The 20,720-nt window shown below is 60.2% G+C and carries 19 protein-coding genes; 14 read left to right on the forward strand and 5 right to left on the reverse strand.

What is annotated here, in order from left to right:
- Positions 1 to 23: 23 nt before the first annotated feature.
- From JJN09_RS14380 to JJN09_RS14415, 8 genes are all read left to right on the forward strand, one after another.
- Entirely contained in the window at positions 24 to 1,451 is a 1,428-nt protein-coding gene (locus JJN09_RS14380) for an ATP-binding protein (RefSeq protein ID WP_249490807.1), read from the forward strand.
- Between the two features lie 296 nt (positions 1,452 to 1,747).
- Positions 1,748 to 3,007: an AGE family epimerase/isomerase gene (locus JJN09_RS14385; protein ID WP_249490687.1), complete on the forward strand. Its 1,260-nt coding sequence runs from the start codon at positions 1,748 to 1,750 to the stop codon at positions 3,005 to 3,007.
- A 118-nt stretch (positions 3,008 to 3,125) separates the two neighbouring features.
- The gene (locus tag JJN09_RS14390) at positions 3,126 to 4,427 is read left to right on the forward strand and encodes an ABC transporter substrate-binding protein (RefSeq protein ID WP_096818251.1); all 1,302 of its coding nucleotides are present in this window, start codon (positions 3,126 to 3,128) and stop codon (positions 4,425 to 4,427) included.
- A gap of 93 nt (positions 4,428 to 4,520) precedes the next feature.
- On the forward strand, positions 4,521 to 5,429 hold the full coding sequence (locus JJN09_RS14395) for a carbohydrate ABC transporter permease (RefSeq protein WP_085697145.1): 909 nt from the start codon (positions 4,521 to 4,523) through the stop codon (positions 5,427 to 5,429).
- On the forward strand, positions 5,422 to 6,267 hold the full coding sequence (locus JJN09_RS14400; protein ID WP_096818250.1) for a carbohydrate ABC transporter permease: 846 nt from the start codon (positions 5,422 to 5,424) through the stop codon (positions 6,265 to 6,267). The genes JJN09_RS14395 and JJN09_RS14400 overlap by 8 nt, the downstream gene beginning before the upstream one ends.
- A gap of 2 nt (positions 6,268 to 6,269) precedes the next feature.
- A complete protein-coding gene (locus JJN09_RS14405; RefSeq protein ID WP_249490688.1) occupies positions 6,270 to 7,430 on the forward strand; it encodes an ABC transporter ATP-binding protein in 1,161 nt (386 codons plus the stop codon).
- Positions 7,431 to 7,532: 102 nt separating this feature from the next.
- Positions 7,533 to 8,882, forward strand: a complete 1,350-nt coding sequence (locus JJN09_RS14410; protein WP_249490689.1) for a carbohydrate porin — start codon at positions 7,533 to 7,535, stop codon at positions 8,880 to 8,882.
- Between the two features lie 116 nt (positions 8,883 to 8,998).
- Entirely contained in the window at positions 8,999 to 9,853 is an 855-nt protein-coding gene (locus JJN09_RS14415) for a D-hexose-6-phosphate mutarotase (RefSeq protein ID WP_249490690.1), read from the forward strand.
- Positions 9,854 to 9,991: 138 nt separating this feature from the next.
- Here JJN09_RS14415 and JJN09_RS14420 read toward each other — a convergent pair whose 3' ends face one another.
- Complete coding sequence (locus JJN09_RS14420; protein ID WP_169842436.1) at positions 9,992 to 10,852, reverse strand: MurR/RpiR family transcriptional regulator; 861 nt, start codon at positions 10,850 to 10,852, stop codon at positions 9,992 to 9,994.
- A 226-nt stretch (positions 10,853 to 11,078) separates the two neighbouring features.
- Between JJN09_RS14420 and zwf the strand changes: the two genes are divergently transcribed.
- The 4 genes from zwf to JJN09_RS14440 all read left to right on the forward strand — a co-directional run bounded on the left by zwf (position 11,079) and on the right by JJN09_RS14440 (position 14,845).
- Entirely contained in the window at positions 11,079 to 12,545 is a 1,467-nt protein-coding gene (gene zwf / locus JJN09_RS14425) for a glucose-6-phosphate dehydrogenase (protein WP_249490691.1), read from the forward strand.
- Positions 12,532 to 13,245, forward strand: coding sequence for a 6-phosphogluconolactonase (gene pgl / locus JJN09_RS14430; protein WP_249490692.1), 714 nt, complete (start codon positions 12,532 to 12,534; stop codon positions 13,243 to 13,245). Before zwf ends, pgl begins: the two co-directional genes overlap by 14 nt.
- Positions 13,246 to 13,262: 17 nt before the next feature.
- Complete coding sequence (locus JJN09_RS14435) at positions 13,263 to 13,928, forward strand: bifunctional 4-hydroxy-2-oxoglutarate aldolase/2-dehydro-3-deoxy-phosphogluconate aldolase (protein ID WP_011335602.1); 666 nt, start codon at positions 13,263 to 13,265, stop codon at positions 13,926 to 13,928.
- Positions 13,929 to 14,128: 200 nt separating this feature from the next.
- On the forward strand, positions 14,129 to 14,845 hold the full coding sequence (locus JJN09_RS14440; RefSeq protein WP_249490693.1) for an intradiol ring-cleavage dioxygenase: 717 nt from the start codon (positions 14,129 to 14,131) through the stop codon (positions 14,843 to 14,845).
- Here the strand turns inward: JJN09_RS14440 and JJN09_RS14445 are convergent.
- Positions 14,842 to 16,023, reverse strand: coding sequence for an aminotransferase class V-fold PLP-dependent enzyme (locus JJN09_RS14445; RefSeq protein ID WP_249490694.1), 1,182 nt, complete (start codon positions 16,021 to 16,023; stop codon positions 14,842 to 14,844). The genes JJN09_RS14440 and JJN09_RS14445 overlap by 4 nt on opposite strands.
- 24 nt (positions 16,024 to 16,047) lie before the next feature.
- Positions 16,048 to 16,284 carry a DUF3820 family protein gene (locus tag JJN09_RS14450; RefSeq protein WP_096509378.1) on the reverse strand — a complete coding sequence of 79 codons (237 nt, stop codon included), beginning with the start codon at positions 16,282 to 16,284 and terminating at the stop codon, positions 16,048 to 16,050.
- 205 nt (positions 16,285 to 16,489) lie between these two features.
- On the opposite strand from JJN09_RS14450, the gene JJN09_RS14455 reads away from it, so the two are divergent.
- Positions 16,490 to 16,957, forward strand: a complete 468-nt coding sequence (locus tag JJN09_RS14455) for a PA2169 family four-helix-bundle protein (protein ID WP_129395188.1) — start codon at positions 16,490 to 16,492, stop codon at positions 16,955 to 16,957.
- Between the two features lie 125 nt (positions 16,958 to 17,082).
- Here JJN09_RS14455 and JJN09_RS14460 read toward each other — a convergent pair whose 3' ends face one another.
- Together JJN09_RS14460 and JJN09_RS14465 are read right to left on the reverse strand one after the other, a co-directional pair.
- Positions 17,083 to 17,553, reverse strand: coding sequence for a MaoC family dehydratase (locus JJN09_RS14460; RefSeq protein WP_003227420.1), 471 nt, complete (start codon positions 17,551 to 17,553; stop codon positions 17,083 to 17,085).
- Positions 17,554 to 17,595: 42 nt separating this feature from the next.
- Positions 17,596 to 18,540, reverse strand: coding sequence for an alpha/beta hydrolase (locus JJN09_RS14465; RefSeq protein WP_249490695.1), 945 nt, complete (start codon positions 18,538 to 18,540; stop codon positions 17,596 to 17,598).
- 249 nt (positions 18,541 to 18,789) lie between these two features.
- Between JJN09_RS14465 and fadD2 the strand changes: the two genes are divergently transcribed.
- Positions 18,790 to 20,478, forward strand: a complete 1,689-nt coding sequence (fadD2, locus tag JJN09_RS14470; RefSeq protein WP_249490696.1) for a long-chain-fatty-acid--CoA ligase FadD2 — start codon at positions 18,790 to 18,792, stop codon at positions 20,476 to 20,478.
- The last annotated feature ends 242 nt before the right edge of the window (positions 20,479 to 20,720 follow it).

The raw sequence follows: 20,720 nt of genomic DNA on the forward strand, positions 1-20,720 counted from the left end.
GCACCACCGCACGCAAAGTGCCGATGCCGCGTTCGCTGCTCGGGCGGATGCTGCTGCTGACGTTGCTCGCGGTGTTGTTCGCCCAGACCCTGTCCAGCGTGATCTGGGTGTCCCAATTGCGCGCGACACAGCTCGAAGGCTTGGTCACCAGCGCTCGCAGCCTCGCCCATTCGATGACGGCCAGCGTCAGTTATTTCCGCTCGTTGCCGGTGGCCTATCGGCCGCTGGTGCTCGATCAATTGCGCAGCATGGGCGGCACGCGTTTTGTGGTGACGCTGAATGACAAACCGCTGGGCATGGAAGTGCTGCCAGTGACGCCGCGCAAGGCGGCGGTGCTTCAAGCGGTGGATGAAGTGCTGCGTCAGTCGTTGGGCCAGGACACCGACATTCTGGTGACCTTCGTCAGTCCCGATGACTTACGGATCTTCAACGCCGGGTTGAAACTCGATGAGTTGCCGCGTTCGTGGGCGCATTACGCGCTGACCCTGGAACCGGTGAATCCACCGGTGCTGGTGACCCAGATTCAGTTGGCGCCGGGGGAGTGGCTGTACATCGCCTCGCTATTGCCCGAGCCCTACACCAGTCTCGAAGAGCAGGGGCTGCCGACCCAGCAGGTGTGGTTCATCGTCTTCACCAGTGGTTTTCTGCTGTTGTTCATCGGTCTGCTGGTGCACTGGCAGAGCCGGCCGCTCAAGCGTCTGGCGCGGGCCGCGCGGGACCTGTCGCTGGGCGCCGACGTTGAGCCGGTGGCCGAGGGTGGCGGCAGCGAAGTGGTTGAAGTGGGCCGCGCCTTCAACACCATGCGCGAGCGCATTAGCCGTTACCTGACCGAGCGCAGTCAACTATTCAGTGCGATTTCCCATGACCTGCGTACACCGATCACGCGTCTGAGGCTGCGGGTCGAACTGCTGGAAGATGAAACGCTGCAGACCAAGTTCGGCCGCGATCTGGACGAGCTGGAGCTGTTGGTCAAAGGCGCGCTGCAATGCGTGAAGGACACCGACATCCACGAAAACATCGAGCCGGTGGATCTGAACCATGTGCTCGACTGCCTGGTGGAGCCGTATCTGGCGCCCAACGGCAACGGTCGCGTGACCCAGCAGGGGCGGGCGCTGGCGGCGTATCCGGGCAAGCCACTGGCACTCAAACGCTGCATCGGCAACCTGATCGACAATGCGCTGAAGTACGGGCAGAACGCTCATCTGCATATCGATGACGACGAGAGTGCGTTCGTGCTGCATGTCGACGATGAAGGGCCGGGCGTGCCGGAGCAGCGGCTGGAGCAGGTGTTCGAACCGCACTTCCGGCTGGCGGGGCAGCAGCAGGGGTATGGGCTGGGGTTGGGGATTGCACGCAACATTGCTCATAGTCATGGGGGGGAGGTGACGTTGCAGAATTTGCGTGAGGGTGGGTTGCGCGTGACGCTGCAATTGCCGCGTTCGGCGGATTAAGTCAAAAGCGTTTCCCTCACCCTAGCCCTCTCCCGGAGGAAGAGGGGACCGATTGGGGGATGCTTTAAAGATGCATCGACCTGATCCTGCTTTACCGAATCCATAATCGACTCGGTTTTCCAGGTCGATGTATCACGCCAGACACCTCGGTCGGCCCCTCTCCCTCAGGGAGAGGGTTGGGGTGAGGGAGGGCTCTTTTGTCACGACTCGGTGACAAACCCCGTCCCCTTCGTTACAAGCCCACCCCAGCCCGTTGTTTAGACTCCCCGCAGTCATAACAACAAAAAAGGCCTTCCATGGATCATTTCAATCCGGGCTTCAGCAGTTGGCTGAATGCCCCTGCCCACCAGCAATGGCTCGCCGACGAAGGCCTGCGCCTGCTGGCATTTGCCAAGGCTTCACGACTGCCCGAAGGCTTCGGCAATCTCGATGAGCGCGGTCGGCTTCAGGCCGGTGCGCAAGCCGAAACCATGAACACCGCCCGCATGACCCACAGCTTCGCCATGGCCCATATTCAGGGCCTGCCGGGGTTTGCCGAGCTGGTCGATCACGGCATTCAGGCGTTGCGCGGCCCGTTGCGCGATGCGCTGCATGGCGGCTGGTTTGCGGTTGCCGAACACCGTGACGGCAACACTGGCAAGAACGCTTATCTGCATGCTTTCGTCGCTCTGGCGGCGAGTTCCGCTGTGGTCGCTCAACGCCCCGGTGCACAAGCGTTGCTGGATGACGCCATCGACATCATCGACACGTATTTCTGGAGCGAGGAAGAGGGCGCCATGCGCGAATTCTTCAGTCGCGACTGGAGCGAAGAAGAAGCCTATCGCGGCGCCAACAGCAACATGCACGCCACCGAAGCGTTTCTCGCGCTGGCCGATGTCACCGCAGATCCGCGCTGGCTGGTGCGTGCGCAGCGCATCGTCGAGCGGGTGATCCACGGTCACGCCGCCGCCAACGATTATCTGGTGATCGAGCATTTCGACCGAAACTGGCAGCCCCTGCGCGAATACAACCACGACAATCCCGCCGACGGTTTCCGTCCCTACGGCACCACGCCGGGCCACGGTTTCGAATGGGCGCGACTGTTGCTGCACCTTGAAGCGGCCCGGGTCCAGGCCGGGATGCTCACGCCGGGCTGGCTGGCCACCGATGCGCAAAAGCTGTTCGAGAACAACTGCTGTCATGGCTGGGACGTCGATGGTGCGCCGGGCATCGTCTACACCCTCGACTGGAACAACAAAGCCGTCGTGCGCCATCGTCTGCACTGGACCCACGCCGAAGCCAGCGCTGCCGCCAGTGCCTTGCTCAAACGCACCGGTGATGCGCAGTACGAAGCCTGGTACCGACTGTTCTGGGAATTTTGCGAAGCGAATTTCATCGACCGCTGCAACGGCAGCTGGCATCACGAACTCGATCCGCAAAACCGCCCGAGTGCCGATATCTGGGCGGGCAAACCGGACCTGTATCACGCCTGGCAAGCCGTGCTGATCCCGCGTCTGCCGTTGGCGCCGAGCATGGCGACTGCGCTGGCACAGTTGTCCCGGCCCGTTCCTGTGTAACCATGCGGTGACATTTGCGCGTCCCTTCGTTACCTGCGAAGGGAAACGCTCTGTTTAAACTCGTGTGCAGCGCAAGCACCAGACTTGCATGCATAACAACAAGAAAGGTACATCTCAGATGAATGCGATTTCTCGCCTCGCTACTGTCATTTCTGTCGCCTCCCTGTTCCCGCTCGCTGTGCTGCCCCTGAGTGTTTCCGCTGCCGAATCCAAAGGTTCGGTGGAAGTCGTGCATTGGTGGACGTCCGGTGGCGAAAAAGCCGCCGTCGATGTGCTCAAGGCCCAAGTCGAAAAAGACGGTTTCACCTGGAAAGACGGCGCTGTCGCCGGCGGTGGCGGTGCGACTGCCATGACCGTGCTGAAAAGCCGTGCCGTTGCCGGCAACCCGCCGGGCGTCGCCCAGATCAAAGGCCCGGACATCCAGGAATGGGCGTCGACCGGTCTGCTCGATACTGACGTTCTGAAGGACGTTTCCAAGTCCGAGAAGTGGGACAGCCTGCTCGACAAGAAAGTCTCCGACACCGTGAAGTTCGAAGGTGATTACGTGGCCGTACCGGTGAACATTCACCGTGTGAACTGGCTGTGGATCAACCCGGAAGTCTTCAAGAAAGCCGGTATCGAAAAAGCCCCGACCACCCTCGCAGAATTCTACGCCGCCGGCGACAAGCTGAAAGCAGCGGGCTTCATTCCACTGGCCCACGGCGGCCAGCCTTGGCAGGACAGCACCGTGTTCGAAGCGGTCGTGCTGTCGGTGATGGGCGTTGATGGTTACAAGAAAGCCCTGGTCGACCTGGACAACGCCACCCTGACCGGCCCGGAAATGGTCAAAGCCCTGACCGAGCTGAAGAAAGTCGCGACCTACATGGACCAGGACGGCAAAGGCCAGGACTGGAACCTGGAAGCGGCCAAGGTCATCAACGGCAAGGCCGGCATGCAGATCATGGGTGACTGGGCCAAGTCCGAATGGACCGCCGCCAAGAAAGTCGCCGGCAAGGACTACGAGTGCGTAGCCTTCCCGGGCACCGACAAGGCGTTCACCTACAACATCGACTCGCTGGCCGTGTTCAAGCAGAAGGACGCGGGCACCGCGGCCGGTCAGCAGGACATCGCCAAAGTCGTGCTGGGTGAAAACTTCCAGAAAGTCTTCAGCATCAACAAGGGCTCGATCCCGGTGCGTAACGACATGCTCGCCGACATGGGCAAGTACGGTTTCGACTCCTGCGCCCAGACCGCTGCCAAGGACTTCCTGGCTGACGCCAAGAACGGCGGCCTGCAGCCGAGCATGGCGCACAACATGGCGACCACGCTGGCCGTACAGGGTGCGTTCTTTGATGTCGTGACCAACTACATCAACGACCCGAAAGCCGACCCGGCCGACGCTGCGAAGAAACTCGGCACCGCCATCAAGGCTGCCAAGTAACACCAGCGTAGAGCAGCTGCCAGCTTCAAGTCGCGCATCGGCTTGAGGCTGGCAGCTTGCTGCGGTCCCTCATCTTCTTTACTGGATCTTCCCATGAGTTCTGTTGCTGTGTTCAGCAAGGCCTCGCCGTTCGACGCATTGCAGCGCTGGCTACCGAAACTGGTGCTGGCGCCGAGCATGTTCATCGTTCTGGTGGGCTTCTATGGCTATATCCTCTGGACGTTTGTCCTGTCGTTCACCACGTCGACGTTCCTGCCTAATTACAAGTGGGCAGGGCTGGCGCAATACGCGCGGCTGTTCGACAACGACCGCTGGTGGGTGGCGAGCAAGAACCTGGCCGTGTTCGGCGGCATGTTCATCGGCATCACCTTGGTGATCGGCGTGACACTGGCGATTTTCCTTGACCAGAAAATCCGTCGCGAAGGCTTTATCCGCACCATTTACCTGTACCCGATGGCGCTCTCGATGATCGTCACCGGTACCGCGTGGAAATGGCTGCTCAACCCGGGCATGGGCCTGGACAAATTGCTGCGGGACTGGGGCTGGGAAGGCTTCCGTCTCGACTGGCTGATCGACCCTGATCGCGTGGTGTATTGCCTGGTAATCGCGGCGGTCTGGCAAGCTTCGGGCTTCATCATGGCGATGTTCCTCGCCGGCCTGCGTGGCGTTGATCAATCGATCATCCGTGCCGCCCAGATCGACGGCGCGAGCATGCCGCGCATCTACTGGAAAGTGGTGCTGCCAAGCCTGCGTCCGGTGTTCTTCAGTGCGGTGATGATCCTGGCGCATATCGCGATCAAGAGCTTCGACCTGGTGGCGGCCATGACGGCCGGCGGCCCGGGTTATTCCTCCGACCTGCCGGCGATGTTCATGTACTCGTTCACGTTCAGCCGTGGGCAGATGGGCATGGGCTCGGCCAGTGCAATCCTGATGCTCGGTGCGATCCTCGCGATCATCGTGCCTTACCTGTACTCCGAGCTGAGGACCAAGCGTCATGACTAGTCTCGCTGCCAAACCTTCCATCAGCCTGAGTCGCATCGCGATCTACGCGGTGCTGATCCTCGCGGTCCTGTTGTATCTGGTACCGCTGGTGGTCATGCTGTTGACCAGTTTCAAGACCCCGGAAGACATCTCCACCGGCAACCTGCTGAGCTGGCCGACCGTGGTCAGCGGCATCGGCTGGGTGAAAGCCTGGGCGACTGTTGACGGTTACTTCTGGAACTCGATCAAGATCACCGTTCCGGCCGTGATCATCTCCACCGCCATCGGTGCGTTGAACGGCTATGTGCTGTCGTTCTGGCGCTTCCGCGGTTCGCAGCTGTTCTTCGGTCTGCTGTTGTTCGGCTGCTTCCTGCCGTTCCAGACCGTGCTGCTGCCGGCGTCGTTCACCCTCGGCAAGATGGGCCTGGCGAGCACCACCACGGGCCTGGTGTTCATCCATGTGGTCTACGGTCTGGCGTTCACCACGCTGTTTTTCCGTAACTACTACGTGAGCATTCCGGATGCGCTGATCAAGGCGGCACGCCTGGACGGTGCAGGGTTCTTCACCATCTTCCGCATGATCATCCTGCCGATGTCGACGCCGATCATCATGGTCTGCCTGATCTGGCAGTTCACCCAGATCTGGAACGACTTCCTGTTCGGCGTGGTGTTCTCCAGCGGTGATTCGCAACCGATCACGGTAGCGCTGAACAACCTGGTCAACACCAGCACCGGGGCCAAGGAATACAACGTGGACATGGCGGCGGCGATGATCGCCGGGCTGCCGACCCTGCTGGTCTATGTGGTCGCAGGCAAGTATTTCGTGCGCGGGCTGACGGCCGGCGCAGTCAAGGGGTAATCATGGCTACGCTCGAACTTCGCAATGTAAACAAGACCTACGGTGCCGGCCTGCCGGACACCCTGAAGAACATCGAACTGTCGATCAAGGACGGTGAGTTCCTGATCCTTGTCGGGCCGTCGGGTTGCGGCAAGTCGACCCTGATGAACTGCATCGCCGGCCTGGAAACCATCACCGGCGGCGCGATCATGATCGGTGACCAGGACGTCAGCGGCATGAGCCCGAAAGATCGGGACATCGCGATGGTGTTCCAGTCCTACGCGCTGTACCCGACCATGAGCGTGCGCGAGAACATCGAGTTCGGTCTGAAGATCCGCAAGATGAGCCAGTCGGCGATCGACGAAGAAGTCGCCCGCGTGGCCAAGCTGCTGCAGATCGAGCACCTGCTCAATCGCAAGCCGGGCCAGCTCTCCGGCGGCCAGCAACAGCGCGTGGCAATGGGCCGTGCACTGGCGCGTCGCCCGAAGATCTATCTGTTTGACGAACCGCTGTCCAACCTCGACGCCAAGCTGCGCGTCGAGATGCGCACCGAAATGAAACTGATGCACCAGCGCCTGAAAACCACCACGGTCTACGTGACCCACGACCAGATCGAAGCGATGACCCTGGGCGACAAAGTGGCGGTGATGAAGGACGGGATCATCCAGCAGTTCGGTACGCCGAAAGAGATCTACAACGACCCGGCCAACCTGTTCGTGGCGAGTTTCATCGGTTCGCCGCCGATGAACTTCATCCCGCTGCGCCTGCAACGCAAGGACGGCCGTCTGCTGGCGCTGCTCGACAGCGGCCAGGCCCGTTGCGAGCTGCCGATGGCGATGCAGGACGCCGGTCTCGAAGACCGCGAAGTGATCCTCGGCCTGCGCCCGGAGCAGATTGTTCTGGCCAGCGGCGAGGGCAATGGCCTGCCGAACATCAAGGCTGAAGTTCAGGTCACCGAGCCGACCGGTCCGGACACTCTGGTGTTCGTCAACCTCAACGACACCAAGGTCTGCTGCCGTCTGGCTCCGGACGTGGCGCCGCAGGTGGGCGAGACCCTGACCCTGCAATTCGATCCGTCGAAAGTGCTGCTGTTCGATGCCAAGAGCGGCGAGCGCCTGGGGGTTGCCGGTCTGCCGAAGACTGAAGCGCACAGCGCCAACGTCGCTCAGTTCAAGGGTCGGTAAGAAATCAATGTGGGGGTGAGCCTGCAACAGGCTCATTTCTGCAGGGGATGTAAACCGCGTTGGAAAAAAACAGTTAATAACAATAAAGACGAGGATGTAGGGATGAAAAAGAAACACGTCAATGCCCGGTTGATCTGCCAAGTGTCAGCTGCGGCCGCATTGGTCCTGGCCGGCAATGCCATGGCCGCCGATGCATTCAGCTCCGATTCCAAATGGATGACGGGCGATTGGGGTGGTGAGCGGACCAAGCTGATCGAGCAAGGCATCGACATCAAGGCCGACTACGTTGGGGAAATGGGCGCCAACCTGCATGGCGGCTACAACGACGACAAGACTGGCCGCTACAGCGACCAGTTCGGTCTGGGCGTGGCACTGGACCTGCAAAAACTCTGGGGCTGGGACAACACTCAAGCCAAGATCCAGCTGACCAACCGTAACGGTCAGAACATTTCCAACGATCGCGTTGGCGATCCGCGTGCCGGCACCCTGTCTTCCTCGCAGGAAGTCTACGGTCGTGGCCACATGGTGCGTCTGACCCAACTGTGGATTCAGCACCAGTTCTTCGACAACAAACTCGACGTCAAGGCCGGTTACTTCGGTGAAGGCGAAGACTTCAACACCTTCCCGTGCGAATTCCAGAACCTGGCGTTCTGCGGCTCGCAAGTCGGTAACTGGGCGACCAACATCTGGTACAACTGGCCCGTCAGCCAGGCCGCGATCCGTGTGAAGTACAACATCAACGACGAGCTCTTCGCGCAGATCGGTGCGTACAACCAGAACCCGTCGCAGCTGGAACACGGCAACGGCTTCAAGCTCAGCGGCAGTGGCACCGCCGGTACCGTGCTGCCAGTCGAGCTGGTCTGGTCGCCGAAGGTCAACAGCCTGCCGGGCGAATACCGCGTCGGTTACTACAAGAGCACGGCTGACGCCAATGACGTCCGCGAAGACATCAACGGCAACGACGCAGCAACCACCGGCAATGCTTACCGCACCCACAGCAGCAAACACGGCTACTGGTTCGTTGCGCAACAGCAACTCACCAGCCACAACGGCGACGCTTCCCGTGGTCTGAACATCGCGGCCAACGCCACGTTCCACGACAAGGACACCAACTTCATCGACAACTACCAGTCGGTGATGTTTGTCTACAAAGGCCCGTTCGACGCCCGTCCGAAGGATGACGTCGGTATCGGTGCCGCGCGTATCCATGTCAACGACGACGTGAAGAAAAACGCCGAGCTGCTGAACGCTTCCAACGGTGTTTCGGACTACGACAACGCGGCGTTCTCGCCGATTCGTGAGACCGAATACAACTACGAGATCAACTACGGCTTCCACGTCACCAACTGGCTGACCGTGCGTCCGAACCTGCAATACATCACTCACCCGGGTGGCGTGGATCAAGTGGACAACGCATTGGTCGCTGGCCTGAAAATTCAGTCTACGTTCTAACGCGTCTGCGATAAGCTCCTCTCTATGTGCGCATATTTGCGGACAGCCTTGGCTGTCCGCTTTTTTTTGGAAAGGGGTGTCGCAGCCCATGAAAGTTGAATCTGGAACCGTGGCCCATGCATGAGCATCCGCTGCAACGCTTCTTCAAATCCCTGCGCGAACGACCGGTGTTCGCCTGGGAGCGCTATCAGATGCGCGATGTGCTGGTGATCGACCATCCGCTGTGTCAGGCGGTGTTCAGTCGTCAGGGTGCGCAGTTGCTGCATTTTCAGCCGCGCGGGCAAAAACCGTGGCTGTGGTGCGCGGCGAAGTGGCCGCACGTCGGGGCGATCCGTGGTGGTGTGCCGGTTTGCTGGCCGTGGTATGGCCGCCATCCGAGCGAAAACGCGTGGCCGTCCCACGGCTGGGCGCGACTGCTGGACTGGAAACTGCTCGACAGCAGCAGCGCCGATGATGGCGTGCGCCTGCATTGGCAATTGCAGCTGTGCGACTGGCAGGTGGACTTGCACGCACACTTGGGTGAGCGTATGGAATTGCGTCTGAGCACCGAGCATCAGGACGACATGCCGTGCCAGTTGAGCCAGGCTTTGCACGCTTACTGGCGTATTGGTGACGTGAGTGAGATAGCGCTGTCTGGGCTCGAAGGCGCGCAGGGTTACGACCAGTTGAACCGTGAGGTTTGCCAGCAGGAGGGCGAGTTGCGGGTTGATGGTGGTTGTCAGCGCGTGTTCCAGCACGACGGCGAATTACAGCTCAAGGATCGCGCCTGGCAGCGCGAGTTGTGCATCGATACCGGTGACAGTGCGGACACGGTTGTGTGGCATCCGGGGGCGCGGCCGTTGCTGGGCGTGACCTGGGATGAGATTTCGGAGTTTGTCTGTGTTGAAGCGGCGGCGGGTGGGACGGACAGCCTGCATCTGGCGCCGGGGGAGAAGGCGCATTTGAGTTTGCAGGCTTGGGCTGCTGCTTAGTTTGTTGCTGCTGGCCCCATCGCTGGCAAGCCAGCTCCCACAGTGTCTGCGCCGAACATACAATTCGCGAACACTAATGAAACCTGTGGGAGCTGGCTTGCCAGCGATGAGGCAGGACTTGTCAGTGCAAATGTTGGATCAATTGAACTCGTCACCCACCGGATACCGACTGGCATTCAAGCTCTCTTTGATCTTGCGCAAATGCGGCTGGAAATCCACCCCGCGACGCAAGGTCATCCCCGTCGCCAACACATCCAGCACCGTCAACTGAATGATCCGCGAGGTCATCGGCATATAGATGTCGGTGTCTTCCGGCAACGGAATGTTCAGGCTCAGCGTACTGGCCTTGGCCAGCGGCGAATTCTCTGCCGTCAGGCCCAGTACCGAAGCGCCGTTCTCCCGGGCAATGCGCGCCACTTCCACCAGTTCGCGGGTGCGGCCGGTGTAGGAAATGATCACGAACAATTCGCCAGTGTGCGCCACCGAAGCAATCATCCGTTGCATCAGCACGTCGGCGTGGGCGGTCACCGCCAGGTTGAAACGGAAGAACTTGTGCTGCGCATCCAGCGCCACCGGGGCCGAAGCACCCAGGCCGAAGAAGTGGATCTGCCGGGCCTGGATCAACAGGTCGACGGCGCGGCTGATCAGGTTCGGGTCGAGCGCCTGGCAGGCGCTGTCCAGCGAGGCGATGGCGCTGCCGAAAATCTTCTGTGTGTAGGCTTCGGGATTATCGTCAGCCTCTACAGCACGGCTGACATACGCCGCGCCGCTGGCCAGGCTCTGGGCCAGTTGCAGCTTGAGTTCGGGGTAGCCGCTGACGCCGAACGAACGGCAGAAACGGTTGACCGTCGGTTCACTGACCGACGCCGCCTGGGCGAGGGCGGCGATGCTGAAGCGGGTGGCCTGCTGTGGGTTGAGCAGGATCACTTCGGCGACTTTGCGTTCGGCCTTGTTCAGCTCTTCAAGGCGACTCTGGATTTGTTCCAGTAAATTTCGCACGCGGTCCATAAGAATTCCTAGATTCACCGGCGCCGATAAGCGCGCGGCTATGCAAATTGGGCCTTTGATGTGGCCCGTGACGGTGGCCTATCCTACTGATGGCTCCGACCGACCACCACTCGGAATCTGTATTTTGCGAAAATGTTGTGGTTATTACTACATTTTCCCTTGAGTGATGCCTTGAAAAAAGGTATTTGTAGCTTAACTTGATAAAAGAACAAACATCATGCCTTCGATTACGGTTGAACCGTGCACCTTCGCCTTGTTCGGCGCCTTGGGCGATCTGGCCCTGCGCAAGCTGTTTCCTGCCCTTTATCACCTGGATGGCGCCGGTTTGCTGCACGAGGACACGCGTATTATCGCGCTGGCCCGTGAAGAAGGCACCGAACAGCAGCACATGGCATTCATTGCCGCCGAACTGCGCCGCTACGTGGGCAAGGAACTGGACGAGGCCGTGGCCGAGCGCTTTCTGGCGCGCCTGACGTACCTGCACGTCGACTTCCTCAAGGCTGAAGATTACGCGGCGCTGGTCGATCTGGCGGGCACCAAACAACGCATGATTGCCTATTTCGCCACCCCGGCGGCGGTGTACGGCGCGATCTGCGAAAACCTGGCGAAAGTCGGTCTGGCCGAAAACACCCGCGTGGTGTTGGAAAAACCGATCGGCTCGGACCTGGAATCCTCGCGTAAGGTCAACGACGCCGTGGCGCAGTTCTTCCCGGAGAACCGCACTTACCGCATCGACCACTACCTGGGCAAAGAGACGGTACAAAACCTGATCGCCCTGCGGTTTGCCAACAGCCTGTTCGAAACCCAGTGGAACCAGCATTACATCTCCCACGTGGAAATCACCGTGGCCGAGCAGGTCGGCATCGAAGGCCGCTGGGGCTATTTCGACAAGGCCGGCCAGCTGCGCGACATGATCCAGAACCACTTGCTGCAACTGCTTTGCCTGATCGCCATGGATCCGCCGGCCGACCTGTCCGCCGACAGCATCCGTGACGAAAAAGTGAAAGTGCTCAAGGCGCTGGCGCCGATCAGCCCGGAAGGCCTGACCACTCAAGTGGTGCGCGGCCAGTACATTGCCGGCCACAGCGAAGGCAAATCCGTACCGGGTTACCTCGAAGAACCGAATTCCAACACCCAGAGCGACACCGAAACCTTCGTCGCTCTGCGTGCCGACATCCGCAACTGGCGCTGGGCCGGCGTGCCGTTTTACCTGCGCACCGGCAAGCGCATGCCGCAAAAGCTGTCGCAGATCGTCATCCACTTCAAGGAACCGTCGCACTACATCTTCGCCCCGGAGCAGCGCCTGCAGATCAGCAACAAACTGATCATCCGCCTGCAACCGGACGAAGGCATTTCCTTGCGTGTGATGACCAAGGATCAAGGCCTGGACAAGGGCATGCAACTGCGCAGCGGCCCGTTGCAACTGAATTTCTCCGACACCTGGCGCAGCGCGCGGATCCCCGACGCCTACGAGCGGTTGTTGCTGGAAGTGATGAACGGCAATCAGAACCTGTTTGTCCGTAAAGATGAAATCGAAGCCGCGTGGAAGTGGTGTGACCAGTTGATCGCCGGGTGGAAAAAATCCGGTGACGCGCCCAAGCCGTATGCGGCCGGGTCGTGGGGGCCGATGAGCTCCATTGCATTGATCACGCGGGACGGGAGGTCGTGGTATGGCGATATCTGATGTGAAACTGCCCGCGGGCGTTAATGCCCACGAATTCAAGAGCCCGGTGTTGCTCGCCGAAGGCCTGGCGCTGAATGTCGCCAAGCAGTTGAGCGATGCATTGGCAGCGCGCGGCAACGCCGTGCTGGTGGTGTCCGGCGGTCGCAGCCCGGTGGCGTTTTTCCAGCACCTGGCCAAGCAGGAACTGGACTGGTCGAAGGTCGTAGTGACCCTGGCTGACGAGCGCTGGGTGCCGGTCGAACACGCCGACAGCAATGCCGGTCTGCTCAAGCAGTATCTGCTCAAGGGCCCGGCGGCCAAGGCGCAATTCCTCAGCCTTTACAGCGCGGCGGCCAACGTCGAGCAGGCTGCTGAAAACGCTGACCGCTTGCTTGCTGAATTGCCGGCCATTGATGTACTGGTGCTGGGCATGGGCGATGACGGTCACACCGCGTCTTTGTTCCCGGACAGCCCGAACCTGACCGAAGCCCTGCAAGCCGACGGCACCCGTCGCTGCTGGCCAATGCTCGCGCCAAGTGTGCCGCGTCAACGTCTGACCATGAGCCGCGCACTGCTGGCCTCGGCACGGCACAAGATTCTGTCGATTTCCGGTCAGTCGAAACTGACCACCCTGAATGCCGCACTGGCATCCAACGACGTCGCCGCCATGCCGGTTCGCGCGTTTCTGCAACCTACGTTAGAGATTTACTGGTGCCCATGAGCCAAGGAACAGCCGCTATGACAACCCCATCCCCGACCGTTTCCATGGCGGACAAAGTTGCCCTGATCGACAGCCTCTGCGCCAAGGCGCGGATCCTGCCGGTGATCACCATCGCCCGTGAACAGGACGTGCTGCCCTTGGCCGACGCCTTGGCCGCCGGTGGTCTGACCGCGCTGGAAGTGACCCTGCGTTCGCAGTTCGGCCTCAAGGCGATCCAGATCCTGCGCGAACAGCGCCCGGAGCTGGTGACCGGTGCCGGCACCGTGCTCGACCGCAACATGCTGGCTGCTGCCGAAGCGGCCGGTTCGCAATTCATCGTCACCCCGGGCATCACCCGCGACCTGCTGGAAGCCAGCGTCGAAAGCCCGATCCCGCTACTGCCGGGCATCAGCAACGCCTCCGGCATCATGGAAGGCTATGGCCTGGGTTATCGCCGTTTCAAGCTGTTCCCGGCTGAAGTCAGCGGCGGCGTGGCGGCCATCAAAGCCCTCGGCGGCCCGTTCGGCGAAGTGAAATTCTGCCCGACTGGCGGCGTCGGCCCGGCCAACATCAAGAGCTACATGGCGCTGAAAAACGTCATGTGCGTGGGTGGTAGCTGGATGCTCGATCCGGAGTGGATCAAGAACGGCGATTGGGCGCGCATTCAGGAATGCACCGCCGAGGCTCTGGCGCTGCTGGACTGATGCTTCTGAAATAGTTTTTTCCTGACACTTCGTTGTGTGTTCTACGGCTTTAACGGTGCGCTTGGTCGGTGCACCGTTTTTTTTTGCCCGCTAAAAACTTTCGTTATCTCGAGATACGTTATCTGGAGATACATAGTTACCGCACCTGGCTTTGCGTGTGGCGTTAACCTGCGTTCATCTTATGGAAGAGAGAACGCGTCATGGATAACCAGCCTTCAGCTCCATCGGTTTATCAACTGGCCCCCGAGCAAGTCGCCGGGCCGTATTTTCGCAATCCCAAACTGCTGCGCCGCAACATCAGTGAAGGTGCCGAGGGCTTGCCTTTGCTGTTGCGCCTGACCATCGTCGATGCGATGACCGCCGAACCGGTCAGCGGCGCCCTGGTGGATATCTGGCACTGCAACGCACGCGGTGCCTATTCCGGTTGGAGCCGTATCAACCCGGATCTGGAAGTCGATGTCGATGCGATCGGTTCAGTTCCGCGAACCGACGATGACACCTATCTGCGCGGTGGCCAGTTCAGTGATCACAAGGGTAGGGTGCGTTTTACCACTATCTATCCGGGTTTCTACGCCGGACGCGCCCTGCACATTCACGTGGCGGTTCGCATCGTCGCCGGCAACGAATATCTGGAGGAACGCAATGTGGCCTGGGTCGGGCAGCTGTACTTTCCCGAGGTGGTTTCTCGCGGGGTGCTCAACGCCAAGGCGTATCGCGGGCGCGGTTCGGTGCCGGTGTGCAACGCCGACGACAGCTACTACGCCAACATGGGCGGAGAAGCCTCGACCTTGACGGTGTGGCCCATCGGCCGGGAGTCACACGAAGACGGTTACTTCGGCCACCTCACGATCGGCATCGACACCTTTGCGGTGTCGTCGCAGATCAAGCCCGAGGACTTCGACAAGTACACGGTTTAGCGCAGTTCGTTCAGCGCCAGAACCAGCGACTGAATCTCCGCCGCCGTGGTGGTCAGTGACGGCGTGATGCGGATGCACGGCCCACAGGCGGCGCCGTTGCGCACGACGGTGAACAGGTTGTAGTCGCTGAGCAGTCGTTCGACCATCGCCTGCTGGTCGGCATGTCGGGTAAACCGAATAGAAGTGATGCCGCAATACAGCCGCGGATCGTCCGGGGTCGTGACTTCGATGCCCGGCAAGTTGCGCACAGCGCTGACCCACAGGTTGCGCAGGTAGTTGACCCGTGCGCCCTTGGCCGCCGCGCCACCGAGTGAGCGGTGTTCCTCGAACACCAGCGGCAGGGTCATCAGCGCCGGTATGTTCGGCGTGCTGTAGGGTGTGCGCGAGCGGATGTCGTTGAGCGGGAAATGCATCTCGCCCATGTCCGGGTCTATGTCGGCCAGACGCTGCGGAGCGATATACAGAAAACCCAGGGTCAGCGGCGAGCCGATCCATTTGTGCAGGTTGTACCCGGCGAACGCGATACCCAGCGCTTCCAGATCGAACTCGATCTGGCCGAGGGCATGGGCGCCATCGAGGATGATATCGACGCCATGCTCCTTGGCCAGCGCGGCAATGGCCTGCACCGGCATCACCAGACCAGTGCGGTGGGTGACGTGGGTCAGCGCCATCAGCTTGAGCTTTGGATAGCGGATGAAGGCTTCGCGGTAAGTCGCCAGCAGGCTGTCGAAACTGGCCGGGTACGTGTGCTCGATCTCGATCACCTCGACCCCGCGATGGCGGGCCAGCCAGCGCATGGCGCCTTTGACCGTGTCGTATTCCAGATCGCAGATCAGCACCTGATCGCCAGGCTCGAGGCGGTTGTAGTTGCGGATCAGCGACTGCAGGCCGGCGGTGGCGTTCTGGGTGAAGGCGATGCTCTGAGCGCGTACGCCGATCAGCTCGGCCAGTTGCGCGCGGATGTCGAGGCTGTCGTGCTGTTCAAAGCGTTGGCGTACGTAGACCGAGTTGCTGTTGTTGATCAGTTCGATGTGGCGCTGGTAGTCCTCGACCACGGTTCGCGACATGCGCCCGAAGTAGCCGTTTTCCAGGTTCACGGGGCCGGGGTGGCGGTCGTAACGGTCGGCGAAGGTTTGCCAGAAGGCTTCGTCTCGGGCGCGGCGGGTGTTATCGGGCATGGTCGACTCGGATCAGGATGCGCCTCAGTGGCGCGGGGCGGGTTTGCCATGTTTGGCGCGCAACGGTTCAAGCAGCTCCGACAGGCCGTTGTGATCGATTTCCTGCATCAGCGCCAACAGGCCGCCGAGTTCGCCGTGGGGGAAACCTTCCCGGGCAAACCAATTCAGGTACGGGCCGGGGAGGTCGGCGATGATCCGTCCCTTGTACTTGCCGAAGGGCATTTCGCGGGTGACCAGCAGTTCGAGTTTTTCAGGGTTCATCGTTGAAATCGTCTGGCGTTAAAAACACTTTGGAAAATACAGGCATTCTGCATGCAGGCCAAATGACAGATCATGCAAATAACAGGCATACAGAATTCTGTTTTATTTATAACTCATTGAAAAATAACAATTAAATTCTTTGGCGAAAGCTGGCACGACCACTGCAACACTCCTTGCATCTTTCACCAACGCAAGGAATTGAAAAATGACTGACATGAATAAAGAAGCCATCTCCGTCCTCAACGACCTGATCGAAACCAGCAAGGACGGTCAGGAAGGGTTCAAGACCTGCGCTGAAGACATCAAGCACCCAGAACTGAAAACCCTGTTCGTGACCCGTTCAGCCGACTGCGCAACTGCCGCAGCTGAACTGCAGGCAGCGGTGCGCTCGATGGGTGGCGATCCGGAAACCTCCACCAGCGTCAGTGGTGACTTGCATCGTCGCTGGGTCGACGTCAAAGCCATGTTCACCGGCAAGGACGAAGAAGCCGTGCTCAACGAAGCCGAGCGTGGTGAAGATCACGCTCTGAAGGCTTATCGGGAAGCGATCGAGAAGATCAACAAGCACAACCTGGTCGGCATTCGTGATCTGGTTGAGCGTCAGTACCACGGCGTGCAACGCAATCATGATCAGGTGAAAGCGCTGCGTAACCAGGCTCGCGCACGCTCGTAAGCGTCACTGAAAAAACTGTGGGAGCGAGCTCGCTCGCGATGACGGACTGACATTCAACAGTGATGTTGACTGATCCGGCCATATCGCGAGCAAGCTCGCTTCCACTTTGTTTTTTACAGGGCCAATCAGCCGATGCTGATGGCCGGCAAGGTCGGCAGGGTAACAGTCTGCTGCTTACGCGGAGCCAGGATCTCTGCCTCGCCGTCCACCACCAGCTCATCGCGCTGGTTGAACACGCGAGTGGCAATGCGCACGCGGAATTTCGGCAGTTTCTCGAGGATTTCCAGGCGTACGGTCAGGGTGTCGCCGATCTTTACCGGCTTCTGGAAGCTCATCTGCTGGCCGATGTAAATGGTGCCCGGCCCAGGCAGCTCGCATGCCACGGCCGCACTGATCAACGCGCCACTGAACATGCCGTGGGCGATGCGTTCCTTGAACATGCTGGCGGCGGCGAACTCGGCGTCCAGGTGCACCGGGTTGTGGTCGCCGGACATCGCGGCGAACAGCTGGATGTCACGCTCTTCTACCGTCTTGCTGTAGCTGGCGGTCTGGCCGACTTCGAGAGCTTCGTAAGGGATGTTGGTAACCTGGGTCATCGGTCTTGATTCCTGTGACGGATTAAATGAATCCACAAAAAATTATTCGCTGCGGTGAGGGCGACGATGGCTCAGCGCCTGGTCGATCCAGGCCAGCACATCGGCGGTCACTTCGTCGCGGTTGGTCTCGTTGAACAATTCGTGCCGCGCCTGCGGGTAGATTTTCAGTTGCAGGTTCTGGCTGCCGGCCGCGCGCAAGGCATTGGCCAGATCAGTCAGACGCTTGCCTTCACTCACCGGATCACATTCGCCGCCAATCACCAGCAGCGGCAGGCCCGGGTCGATCTGGGCGAGATTGGACGCTTTGCTGATTTGCTGCAACCCGCCGAGCAGGTCGATCCACAACTGATTGGTGCAGCGAAAGCCGCACAGCGGATCGGTGGCGTACTTGTCGACTTCGGCCGGGTCGCGACTCAGCCAGTCAAACGCGGTGCGCGCCGGTTTGAATTTATTGTTGAACGAGCCGAACGACAGCCATTCGATCAGCGCACTGCGACCCTTGGCACCCTGACGCAGTTTTTCGAACCTGGCGATCTGCCGGGCCGCGCGGTACAGCGCAACCGGCTGGAAATTCGAACCGCTGAGAATCGCGCCGTGCAGGCTGGCGCTGTGATGCAGTAAATAAGCCTGCGCGATGTAGCTGCCCATGCTGTGCCCGAGCAGCACGATCGGCACGCCCGGATGACGCTGGCCGATGAACTGGTTGAGGCTCGCGAGATCCCCAACCACCTTGCACCAGCCATCGTCATCGGCGAAATGCCCGAGCGTCCCATGATCGGCGGTTTTGCCATGGCCGCGCTGATCAGGCGCATACACCCCGTAGCCTTCGGCGCAGAACGACTCTGCCAGCCGCGCGTACCGAGCGCTGTGCTCGGCCATGCCGTGGGCCAGCAGAATCACCGCTTTCAGCGGCGTATTCGGCAGCCACTGGTTGACGAAGAGGCGGCTGCGGTCACTCGCGTCCAGCCAGAAAGTGTCGTGGATCATGGCGATTCCTTTTGCGGCATGCTTTTACTACAGGGGCTTGCAGAGATTGCATTGTATAGCGCGTCCGATCAGCTCACGCCACGGCAGGAAGATTCACACGATCAATGAGGACGTCGCCCATATTTGCCTGAATGACCATAGCTGCTAGTGTCCGTGAAGCCCCGCTTTTTGCTTTCGGCTTTTTCAAGGACAAGAGAAAAATGACAGCGAAGCGGCCCCGGATCGGCTCAGGTAAAGAGGACAAGAACAATGCAACCTGATTTCTGGAATGACAAACGCCCGGCGGGCGTACCCCTGGACATCGACGTGGGTGAATTCAAGTCGGTGATCGAGGTGTTCGAGCGTTCCTGCAAGAAATTCGCTGATCGCCCGGCGTTCAGCAACATGGGCGTGACCCTGACCTACGCCGAGCTGGAGCGCTACAGCGCCGCGTTCGCCGGTTACCTGCAAGCCCACACCGATCTGGTGCCGGGGGATCGCATCGCGGTGCAGATGCCCAACGTCCTGCATTATCCGATTGCCGTGTTCGGCGCACTGCGCGCCGGGCTGATCGTGGTCAACACCAACCCGCTGTACACCGCGCGGGAGATGCGTCACCAGTTCAAGGACTCCGGTGCCCGGGCGCTGGTGTACCTGAACATGTTCGGCCAGAAGGTCCAGGAAGTACTGCCGGACACCGACATTCAGTACCTGATCGAAGCGAAGATGGGCGACCTGATGCCCACCGCCAAGGGCTGGCTGGTCAACACCGTGGTCAGCAAAGTGAAGAAGATGGTGCCGGCGTATTCGCTGCCCCAGGCGATTTCCTTCAAGAGCGCGTTGCGCATGGGCCGGGGCCTGGGCATCAAGCCATTAAAGGTCGGTCTCGACGACATCGCTGTCCTGCAATACACCGGCGGCACCACCGGTCTGGCCAAAGGCGCGATGCTCACCCACGGCAATCTGGTGGCCAACATGCAGCAGGTTCGCGCCTGTCTCGGCCAGTTCGGCAGCGACGGTCAGCCGTTGTTGCGCGAAGGCCAGGAAGTGATGATCGCGCCGCTGCCGCTGTACCACATCTATGCCTTCACCGCGAATTGCATGTGCATGATGGTGTCCGGCAACCACAACGTATTGATCACGAACCCGCGTGACATCGGCGGCTTCATCAAGGAGCTGAAAAACTGGAAGTTCTCGGCACTGCTGGGGCTCAACACACTGTTTGTCGCGCTGATGGATCATCCGGACTTCAAGACACTCGACTTCTCCACCCTCAAGCTCACCAACTCCGGCGGCACAGCACTGGTCAAGGCCACCGCCGAACGCTGGGAGCAGATCACCGGTTGCCGCATCACCGAAGGCTACGGCCTGACTGAAACCTCGCCGGTAGCCTGCACCAACCCGTACGGCGAGCTGTCACGAATCGGCACGGTCGGCCTGCCGGTGCCGGGCACCCGGTTGAAAGTCATCAATGACGACGGCGTCGAGCAACCTTTGGGTGAGCGCGGCGAACTGTGTATCAAGGGCCCGCAGATCATGAAGGGCTACTGGCAGAAACCCGAGGCCACCGCCGAGGTGCTGGATGCCGAGGGCTGGTTCAAGTCTGGCGACATCGCGGTGATCGACCCGGACGGTTTCGTGCGCATCGTCGATCGCAAGAAGGACATGATCATCGTCTCCGGTTTCAACGTGTACCCGAACGAAATCGAAGACGTGGTGATGGCCCATCCGAAAGTCGCTAACTGCGCAGTGATCGGCGTGCCGGACGAGCGCTCCGGGGAAGCGGTGAAGCTGTTTGTGGTGGCGCGGGAAACCGGCGTGAGCCTGGAAGAGCTGAAGGCCTACTGCAAAGAGAATTTCACCGCTTACAAGGTGCCGAAACACATCGTGCTGCGTGAGTCGTTGCCGATGACGCCTGTCGGGAAAATTCTGCGGCGGGAGTTGCGCGATATCGCATAAAGACTGCGCTTCGCGCAATCGCTAGCAAGCTAGCTCCCACAGGGATACGGTGATCCTGTAGGAACTAGCCTTGCTAGCGATTTTTTGCTTTTTGTCCCGGAATTCCGGGGCTTTTAGGGAGTTATAGGATTTTTGCTCTAAAATGACTGCCAGTAGTTCTTGAGTCATGAAAATGACTGTAGGGGCCGCTTTTGGCTCTAGTCGACCCTTGGCAAAGCTGCTACTCTCGGCGCGCTTTGTGA

This window comes from Pseudomonas sp. HS6 (genome assembly GCF_023375815.1).
Taxonomy (GTDB): domain Bacteria; phylum Pseudomonadota; class Gammaproteobacteria; order Pseudomonadales; family Pseudomonadaceae; genus Aquipseudomonas.